At 40.9% G+C, this 10,860-nt stretch carries 6 protein-coding genes; all 6 read right to left on the reverse strand.

All coding sequences use genetic code 11. The features are described from left to right. Nucleotides 1-4: 4 nt before the first annotated feature. Complete coding sequence (locus VK664_RS06735; protein WP_461397862.1) at nt 5-883, reverse strand: sugar phosphate isomerase/epimerase family protein; 879 nt, start codon at nt 881-883, stop codon at nt 5-7. A 133-nt stretch (nt 884-1,016) separates the two neighbouring features. Continuing rightward, nucleotides 1,017-2,801: a RagB/SusD family nutrient uptake outer membrane protein gene (locus tag VK664_RS06740; protein ID WP_461397863.1), complete on the reverse strand. Its 1,785-nt coding sequence runs from the start codon at nt 2,799-2,801 to the stop codon at nt 1,017-1,019. A gap of 26 nt (nt 2,802-2,827) precedes the next feature. Continuing rightward, complete coding sequence (locus VK664_RS06745) at nt 2,828-6,064, reverse strand: SusC/RagA family TonB-linked outer membrane protein (protein WP_461397864.1); 3,237 nt, start codon at nt 6,062-6,064, stop codon at nt 2,828-2,830. Nucleotides 6,065-6,179: 115 nt separating this feature from the next. Continuing rightward, nucleotides 6,180-7,448, reverse strand: a complete 1,269-nt coding sequence (locus VK664_RS06750) for an MFS transporter (RefSeq protein WP_461397865.1) — start codon at nt 7,446-7,448, stop codon at nt 6,180-6,182. Nucleotides 7,449-7,864: 416 nt separating this feature from the next. Beyond that, the gene (locus tag VK664_RS06755; RefSeq protein WP_461397866.1) at nt 7,865-9,457 is read right to left on the reverse strand and encodes a beta-N-acetylhexosaminidase; all 1,593 of its coding nucleotides are present in this window, start codon (nt 9,455-9,457) and stop codon (nt 7,865-7,867) included. 31 nt (nt 9,458-9,488) lie between these two features. Then, a complete protein-coding gene (locus tag VK664_RS06760; protein ID WP_461397867.1) occupies nt 9,489-10,778 on the reverse strand; it encodes a sugar MFS transporter in 1,290 nt (429 codons plus the stop codon). Nucleotides 10,779-10,860 lie beyond the last annotated feature (82 nt).

The following is a 10,860-nucleotide window of genomic DNA, read 5'->3' on the forward strand; positions in this document are numbered from 1 at the left end:
TCAACTATATAGCGATCTGAGTTTTACCCCTGGTATTATCCTTGATTAAAAACTTACCAAGAGCCTTTTCAAGGAATACAATGCTTCTTTCAGCTTCATCTATTTTTCCGCATTCAACACTTAGGAATATTTCGCGATCAACCGGTTCGAGAATTTCGAAAACCTTGTCCCAATTAACCACCCCTTCACCACAAGCACATCCAACAGGTGTTCCCGTTACCTTACCACGTTCGTGTTCACCTTGCTGAAGACTGATATCTTTTGCATGAATATGCATCACATGATCCCTCACCTGCATTAACCCATCATATGGATCTTCAACGCCGGCGAGGTAAGAATTGCCTGTATCCCAGTTAACACCTATCCAGGGAGATTTAACCAGGTCAACGATCTTCAACAATCCCTCTGCGGTTTTGGTGAATTCACCATGTGGCTCGATGCAGATATTCACTTTATGACGCGCTGCTACCAATTCAGCCTTCATTAGCGTATAACGCATAACCTCATGTGCAAAATCGTCAGTCATCCAGTCTGGTTTGATCATTTCGTCTGTATTCACGAACGGTGCGTTTAATGCGTCTGCAAATATTATTGCCCGGGTCAATCTTGACACAGCAGCTTCGGGCTTCATTAACGGGCTATGTCCACTCAGGCTACTTACCGTTACACCGTACCGGTCGCAAATCTCTTTCATAAGCAAAGTATCCTCCTCCATAGAAAACGAATGGAAATATTGAACCTCACTTAGTAGTTCCCAACCGGTATGCACCATCGGTTCTATATACTTATAGCCAATTTCTGAAGCGATACGCACACCTTCTTCAAAACCCTTATCCGCGCTGCGACAGTATTCCATATTCAAACTAATTCTGAATTTTGCCATTGTTGTACTTGATTAATTATAAAATAAGATTCTAATATTTTAATTACGATATATGCAAAACATGTGCTTCCGCGGGCTTTAGCTTGTGATCGTTAATGAATCTGCTTAAGAAAAGCCAGGCAGCCCGTTGTTATCAATAACCTGGATTTTGTTTTAAGGTTGGGGTTCCATCGACTGATGTTAAATCAATTTGTGCCTGTGGAATTGGATAATACTCGTTTCTGTTTTTTGCGAAAAGGGCACCTACAAGATCGGTGGTGAGTGGAGCTTCGTACTGAAAATACGCGTTCATAGTTTCAGCTGCAATTCCCCATCTCGATATATCATAGTAACGATGACCTTCCATTGCAAGCTCCAGTTTTCGTTCAAAATAAATTGCTTTCAATGAAAACGGTTTCCCCTGTGCGGCAAATGTACCGGTTGAGTAAGGTTGTATGTTGTAATTAGCAGCCGGAACATTGGAGCGGGGCCCTGTTGGATTTGAATTGTCAACATATTTATATACCCATCCTGCCGGATTCGCAGCACGGTTACGAACACGGTTTACATATTCTTCCGCCTTGGAAAAATTTCCAAGCTCGGCTTCAGCCTCTGCTGCCAATAACAGCACATCGCCAAACCGGATTAGATTCAGATTAATAGCATTACCAGGTGCCCAATAAGCATAATTTGCAAACTTGTCCTGCGTAGCTTTCATATGTACATTTTTTATCGGAGAGTATGGACCGGCTTCGGCCTGATCTCTGATCCATGCTTTGCCTTCATGAACACCGTAATCGAGATAAGGTATCCCACGACGGCCTACTGTCCAATCCAGGCGAGGATCTAAAGGACCAGCATCAGGTGTAAATGGATCATTTGAAGATAATCCCTGATCACTCTTAACCTGGAATTGATTATAATTATCAATATATGGTAGACCGCTTACATTTGTTCTGTATGAATTAACAAGATCCTGAGACGGTATGTAAATTCCGCAGCAAGCAAAAATCGTAACCGGATAGTTTAGTAAGTCTCCACCGTTCGAGTTTGATACATCGTTCGTTCCAAGGTTTGGAACCATTTGTACAACGAACACTGATTCTTTATTATTTTCTGTTGCAGCATCAAAGCTGTCATGGAAGTTTGCCACCAGGTCATATTTCAAGCCACTAGCTGTTGTTCCCTGTGTAATCACCTGGTCGAATATCGCTTTCGCCTCAGCCCATTTCTTCTGGTATAGATATGATTTACCTAAATAGGTTGCTGCACCCCATTTATTCACTCGTCCGATATCGACCCCGAATGTTACCGGAAGATTATCCATTCCAAATTTGAAGTCATTTACGATGTTGGGCCAGATATCTTTGTCATTTGGAACCGCATATTCCGTAGCTGTCTCATCGATCCATGGAACCATATTGAAGTTCTTTTTAAGATCAAAGTAGAAATGACCCCTTAGTGTTTTAGCCTGTGCCTCTACAACTAGTTTTTCTGCATCGGACATATCTTTTACGTCAGGCAGAATCCTCAAAACTGAATTAGCGCGTGCTATCCCTTCATAATCTGCTTTCCATTTCAAATTCAGATAAGGATTTGCGGCATCCATAGAATTCCATCTCTGGAAAGGCGCCATAGGAATTTCAGAACCACCGCCCGCACCCTTATGTGCTTCACTGCCTGCAATGCTTCCATGAAGAAAATTACTGGGAGATGCACCCCACATTGAGCCTCCACCACCAACTGCGGCTCCGCCTGTGGTTGCGCCGTCCATAGCAGCGTATGTACCAATCAATAATGAATTTATACCTTTTTTATTCGCCAGTGTAGAGGGAGACAATGCGCCTTGTACCGGTTGATCTAGAAAATCTTTGTTACAACTGCAGAGCAGTGCCAGTAATGAAACAACTGCAACTTGTGTTATAATATATTTTTTCATTGCTTCAGTTTTTTTGTGTGATTGAATTAAAATTGAAGGTTAACGCCAATCAGAAATTGGCGTGGCTGTGCATATCCACCTTCATCGATACCGAAATTGGTAGCAGCACCTGTTACTTCCGGGTCTATGCCACTATAATTTGAAATTGTCAGAAAGTTGGCCGCCTGAACATAAACACGAAGACTTTGTATTCCTGTTTTACCGATGATGGATTTAGGTAACGTGTACCCCAATTGTGCATTCCTTGCTCTGAGATATGATCCGTTTTCAACATAATATGAATTAGGAACACCGGTTGAACTAAAGGAAGCCACTGTTTCCTGGATGGCTACTTTGGCATTTTTATTTTGTGGCGTCCATGAATCATTTAACGCCGTATTGCTTTTTGCTCCGGGTCCTAACGTTTGATAAAAATCGGTCCACCACTTTGTTTGATTCCAAATCTCGTTACCCTGTACGCCATAGAAGAAAATACTGAAATCGACGTTTTTATAACTGAGCCCTATGTTTAAACCATAACTGAAATCAGCATTAGCATTTCCCAGAATCGTTCTGTCACTATCTGTTACACGTCCATCACCGTTAATATCTGCATACCGGAACCTGCCCACTTTCACATCGTTCTGGTAAACAACACTTACATCATTGGCTGCTTTTCTTGCAGCTTCATCTGCTGTCTCTATCTCATCGGCGTCATCCCAAAATCCCTCAATTACATATCCATAAAATGATGAAATGGGACTACCTACCTGGTTGCGTATGATATCAACTCCGAAACGCTTTGCATCTGAGCCAAAGAAATTTGAGATATTGCTAACCTTTGTAATCGTGTTTTTATAAGTTGTAATGGTCGCTGTTGTTGATAATTTCAGATCTGCACCCAGATCAAAATTACCTGTGATAGATGCATCAAAACCAGCGTTCTTCATGCTGGCGATATTGATAAACGGTTGTACAGCATTTCCTGCCGTTCCAGGAAGTGTTGGGTTATACAAAAGATCCTTAATGTCTTTTCTATAATAGTCGGCAGTAATTGCGAGTTTGCCATTAAACAGGCTGGCATCGAAACCAATATTTACATTGATGTTTTTCTCCCATCTGGCATCAGGATTACCTATATATATCTGCGAAACACCAGGCGCTAAAATACTGTTAGAACCTGTGATATCATAAAAGCTGCTTTGACGTACACCTCCATATTGGTAGTATGAATTTGGTGGTGCCACATTATTCTGATTTCCCATTACACCCCATGATCCCCGGATCTTAAGATCATGAAGCCAGGATATGTCCTGCATAAAATTCTCTTCTGATAAACGCCATCCTGCGCTTACAGCCGGGAACCAACCATAGGTATTGATTAGAAACTTCGAAGAACCGTCTCTTCTTAGAACAGCACCTAATAAATATCTGTCCATGAAGCTATAATCGATCCTTCCAAAATAAGACTTGATAGAAACCCCTTCGCGTGAGCTTGTTGCTGTGGGCGTTCCTGTTCCACTGCTTAATGTAGTAAAGTTTGGATCGAAGGTAAAATAGTCAGTGACTGTAGTTGATTGGGAACGGGCAGCACTATTCAACGCTTCTGTTCCAACCAGTAGTTTTAAATTGTGCTGTTTAAACTGTTGTGAATACGTCAATGTATTTGTCCAAACCCAGTTATAAACAAGACCGTTTGATTCACTATAAGCATTTAGCTGCGAGTTTTCAGCGTTTTCATATTCCGGGTATGTGAAAGATCTGGCAGAGTTTGTGGAATAATCCCCCCCGAAGCTTGTACGGAAAGTAAGTGAATTTAGCAAGTCGACCTCGCCATAAATGTTACCAAATAAACGACCTGCGAGGTTATTGTTGTCTTTAACCCGATCCCGTATGGCAACCGGATTTCTTGAGTTGCCCAGCAATTGACCACCAACTGTAAAGGTGCCTGCATAATTACCCATGATATCATGAACTGGTATAATCGGCTGTTGCCTGAATGCCATTCCAATAGCACTACCTTCGGAATTTGTACCCGATAATCGGTTTTCCATAATTGAATATGATAAGTTTTCACCTATTCTTATCCTTTTTGAAATGTTGAATTGAGAGTTTGCACGGATACCATAGCGCTTTAAACCGGTATTCAACATCATTCCTTCCTGATCAAGATAATTGAGGGATAATAAATAATTACCCTGGGGTCCGCCACCGCTGACTGAAACGTTTTGACTGTTAACCGGTGCAGGTTTGAATATCTCATGGTACCAGTCAGTACCTGTTTTGTTTGTTCTTACCATCCTGTTGAAAGAATTGAATTCGGCTGCACTGGTATAAAATGGATTAACATTATATAAAGATGGATCAACAGCCGGATCACCTTCCATCTTTCCTACCGGCATTATATAATCAGGTAAAACGGGATTGGTTCCCCGGCCATATAAATCATTACCCGGTGTTAATCCCGAGTTACGAAACGCGCTCCATTGCAAATCCGCCATTTGCTGCGGCGAAAGCAGATCATACACATTCCCTTGCTTTGGACGCTGGGTACCATAATAGGCGGAATACTGCACTTTCACTTTACCGGTTCCACGTTTAGTTGTGATAATCAAAACGCCGTTTGAAGCACGTGAACCATAAATAGATGCGGCACCCGCATCCTTCATGACCTGAATAGATGCGATATCATTAGGGTTGATATCGTTCAGGTTATCAGTGGGCACTCCATCTACCACATATAAGGGTGCATTGTTTCCAAATGTATTCAAACCCCTTATGCTTACTCTTGGTTGTTCGCCGGGCTGCCCTGATGTAAGAACTGTAACTCCGGAGGCCTGACCTTGCAATTGACTTGCTACCTGCCCCGTCGGTTGTTTATTCATTTCCGATACGTTGACGATAGCAACTGAACCTGTCAGATCTTTCTTTCTTTGTGAAGTGTAACCTGTTATAACTACTTCGTTAAGTGAGGCATCCACTTCAGTTAACCTGATAGACATTGACAGTTGCTTACCCACCGTAACTTCATTAGAAACATAACCTACAGATGACACTTCCAATACATCTGAGCTTTTTGCATTGATGCTGAAGGTTCCATCCGGCAAGGTTGCCACACCTTCAGCCGTTCCTTTTATCTTGATGGATACACCGGGCAATGGCTCATCCTTTGTATTTGAGACTTTGCCGGTAATTCTGGTTTGTGCGACGATGAATGAAGTGAAAAACATACATAAGATCGTTATGTACATTTTACTGTTCTTGCCAGGGAATTTTAGGAGCATAATCGTTAGTTTTTGAGTTGGTCTTAAATGAAGACTTTAAATAATAATGCGATAAAGAACCTGTGATGTTTCAAAATGTATCCTGCCAAAAAAGGCGATGTTAATTATGACTATGTCAGGTGCCAGTTACTTTTTGCACTGCAAACTTTCCTGATCTTTCTTTTTTTTGAATTATGTATAGGACTCCAAAAGCAATTATTAAAACAGCAGGCATGATAGAAACATATCTTAATGTATGAGCACCTGCTATCAGTTGCGCCTGACCTGTAACAGCTGCGATTTCCATTTGAGTACCTGCAAGGCCTTCAGAAACCGATTTGATTTGATTTTCATATAGCGCTCCCATAAACGGCAGAACCAAAGCAGTAGATAGTAAACCAACACCTCCCATAAGTGATAGACCCAGAGGGCCGGTTCTGGGCAGATTTTCAGAAACAAATCCTATCATAGTGGGCCAGAAGAAACATACACCAAGGGCGAATACACCGGCAGCTACAAATGCCATATACCCTTCTGCATATCCTAACCATAATAGTCCTGAGAAAGAAAGAACAGCAGAGATAAAGAGCAGAGCGGCAGCTGAAACGCGCTTTAAAATGAAGCCGGCATTAGCTCTTCCGAGTGCCATGATGCCGTTGATAAAAACTAACAAAAGAATTGCAGGGACACCAATATTGGAAAGCAGTTCGGCTATCCATTGATTTGTTCCTAATTCAGTAGCCGCTGTAAGAAACATACATAGTATCATGAAAATGAAAATAGGCCTGCAACATTCCTTTATCATTTGCCTGTCAGATATTCCCATAGTAATACGTTCAGATTGGGGAAATTTCTGTTTGAAAAACATGATACCATAAATCAGCGTTGGTGGAAGCATGATTAGTATCTGCAGTTTCCAGTTGCCTGGATCGGCTAAAGAAAGGCCATAGGAGATCAACCCGCCAATCACAATACCACCTGGAAACCAAATGTGCCAGTCATTAATTTTTTTTGTCTTATTGTCGGTATACATACTGCTTACCATTGCGTAGCTGGCAGATTCTATAAATCCGTTTCCCAGGCCTACAAGCAATGTTGAGAGAAATAAGGGCCAGTATCCTGCAGAAAAAATCGTTAAAATAATTCCGGCTACATGACTAATAAAAGCTATTAGATACATTCGTCCGATTCCAAGTTTATCACATAAAGGTCCCCCGATAAACATGGCGATGGTAAATCCCCAGAAAGCCGCTGATGCAATCTCTCCGATTTCCTGGAGTGACAATCCAAATTCCTGAGCAAGTGTTCCCAATAAGTTTGCTCTTATGGAAAATGTCATTGCTGTTACAACAAGAGCAAGCGAGCAGGCGACAAATAAACGCCGCTTATTAATATCAGAGCCCATATGCAGTTTAGAATTAGTTATCAGTTAATACAACTATCCAAATCAATCGTTAGATCAGAAATCAATACTATATACTTAACAAGGTTACATCTAAATACAACAGATAAAGTTCATTTATATTCAGTGAAGAGAATTATACATCCTTATCTACTTCGGATTTTAATCTCAGGCTTGCCATACTTCATGAAAAAAACAGAAGCTTTGTAGAAACAAAGCCTCTGACTAATACTGCTTTCAGAAACGTTTGTAAATCCTGCTTGTTCAATGTTACTAAACAATTGTATTAATCTCATTCAATTCTATTCATTGAATAATATTGAACAGCTTTTTTCATCGGCGCAATTCTTAATATGAGGCTGGCATGGTTAGAAATAATTTTTTTGCCGTTATAATAACATTAGCCATAATTATAATCGTCAATAGGACCATCTGTTACCTTCTACCGGCTTGGGATCATCCTTACGATTATATTTAATATCAAAGAAGTTTAACCAATATGTATGAATATTTTTACGCTTTGAAAAATTTTGATAATCAGTAACCGATCGGTCGGACCATGCTCTTTCAGCTAAAGCAAGTGCCCTTGGATAAATATGATAGTCTATTCTTGATTCGGTACGCGCGATATGTGACCAGAAATTAGCCTGAATTCCCAACACATGCTTCTGCTGGCCACTTGTGATATTATCTTCGTCGCGCAAAGGCTCATACGAATACACTTTTTCAGTATTGGTAGTAGCATAATTATAATCAAAGTAAAGATGAGAAGTAGGTGTCATGACCACATCATAACCGGTTTTAATTGCTTTTACCCCCCGCTGATGATTTTGCCAGGCCATGATGATCCATTTCTTTTCAAGATTGTCACCATCCAGTACTTCGTCCCATCCAATTGGCCTCTTTGAACCTGTGGGTAGAAAGTTGCCTATCCGGTTCATCACGTAGCCCTGCAATTGTTCTTCATTCTGTAATCCCAGTGTCTTCATTTTATTCTGACATTTAGGACAAACTTTCCAATGAGCTTTAGGTGCTTCATCGCCTCCTAGGTGAACATATTTTACTGGAAACAAGGATGTGACTTCGTTGAGGACGTCTTTAAAAAAATCATAGGTACCCTCGTTACCCGCACAAAAAATATCGTTTGCAATTCCTGGTCCGGAAAAAAATGGAAAAACCGCTGGAATGTTTCCAGTACAGGACAACTCAGGATAAGCATACAATGGTGCTATACTATGACCTGGTATCTCAATCTCAGGCACAATGGTTACGTGTCGTGCAGCAGCATATTTCAGTAGTTCCGCGATCTCCTTTTGACTGTAAAACCCTTCAAACTCTTTGGGTTCGTTATAGTTTTTCGCAAATGTTGCGCCCTTGGTTTGCAGCAATGGACGTTTCTTTATTTCAAGCCTCCAACCCTGATCGTCAGTCAGGTGCAGATGAAGTGTATTTAACTTATAAAATGACATCCGGTCGATGTTCCTTTTTAAATAGTCAATCGACAAAAATGTCCGGGAGCAGTCTAACATTATTCCTCTCCAACTGAATCTCGGTTTATCCTGAATTATTACAGGACGAACATTAAATAATTTTTTAGCTGTGTCAAGCGGAGTCAATAGTTGCACGAAGGAGACTCCCCCGTAGTAAATGCCTGCCGCATCCCCGGCTGTAATAATTACCTGGTTTGCATTAACTGAAAGAGTGTATGCCTCCGGTTGCAAATTGCCACTGGCCGCATCTTTCCTTAAAGTTATATTAGCATTCGGTCTTTTACTATCCGGTTTTTTTCTTACCCTGATAGTAAGTCCTGTTGCTGCTTTCAGATATCCGGCCAACAACTCTGCTTCTGTTGAGAAACCTTCATCCGCAATTATCTGGGTCTGTGCTTGTATTACAAAGTCATTACCTGGGTTCAGTGTCATTGACGCGGGCCTTGGAATAATTACATCCTGCCCCATAGCAAGAGAAATATTAAAAATTGAAAAGATTGCTAAAAAAATAATTTTCGTCATGTTTTTATTTATAATATAGTGAGTAGTAATGTTAAACAAAGGCAGGACGTGGCTTCGGGAGGCCAGCTTTATATCCGGCCGCTGAAAAATAAAATATGAAAAGATAGAAGGGTATTAGCAACCAGTATGCTACCTGTGGATTGGTTTGATCACTAAATGCTCCATATATTAAGGGTGAAATTGCTCCTCCAACAACTCCCATTATCATCAACGCCGAACCCTTGCCTGTGAATTTGCCCAACCCCGTGAGCGAAAGCGGCCACAGTGATGGCCAGATAAGTGCGTTGCCCAATCCAAGTAAAGCTATGAACCAGATAGAAACCAATCCATTGAATGAGAGCGCAAGTAGAGTAAAAACAATACCAACAATTGCGGATAGTTTTAATATATTTCTTTGGCTAATGATCAAGGGTATGATGAATATACCAATGCAATAACTGATGATCATGAAGATCAGTGTATAAGAAGCAAAATATTTTGCTTCTTCGAAAGCCAGGCCGGAATACTGCGCATAGTTGATAATAGTATCTACCGCCAATACTTCTGCACTCACGCCACAGAAGATTGCAATTGCTCCGAGCATCAGGTGCTTAAACTGAAATACACTTGTTTTTTCCGGTGCCATTCCTGTTAACTCAACCGAAACAAACCCTTCTTCTTTTATATCCGGTAAACGAGTAAACCTAATCATAAGAGCCAGAAAAGTTAAAACACCGGCTACAACAAGGTAGGGTACGATTAATCGGCGCGAAAGCTCATCTAAAGCAGCGTTTTTACCATCCGGTGTTAACAGTGGCAACTGGATCTGTAACTGGTCAATTTCAGCTGGGTTACGCATAATCACACCAATCAGGATCAATGGCGCTATGGCACCTGCAACCTTGCTACAAACTCCCATAATGCTAATTCTGGATGCGGCACTTTCGATAGGCCCCAGTATAGTTACATAAGGATTCGAAGCAGTTTGTAAAAGAGTTAACCCGGTGCCCTGAATAAATAATCCTAATAAAAAAATACTATATACCCTTGTCATTGCAGCTGGTATAAAAATGAGAGCCCCCGCGGCCATTATCAGTAATCCTGCTATCATTCCATTCTTATATCCAACCTTTTTAAGGATCCAGGATGATGGAAAAGCCATAACGAAATAAGATATATAAAAAGCGAATGCAACCAGCATAGCCGCGTTTGTAGAAAGTTCGCAGGCTAACTTGAAATATGGAATCAGGATTGCATTTAACCAGCTGATAAATCCGAAAATAAAAAACAGTACTCCGATTATTATCATTGCCCCCATCCCGTCTCTGGAACCATTGCTCATACTCATTTCTTTAAATAATCAACATTGATTAAGAATCTTTATCATTTACCGAATTCTTCATTTTTCAGTATCCGGTTTCCGG

The sequence above is a fragment of the Flavitalea sp. genome, assembly GCF_035489435.1.
In the GTDB taxonomy this organism is placed as follows: domain Bacteria; phylum Bacteroidota; class Bacteroidia; order Chitinophagales; family Chitinophagaceae; genus DATHKG01.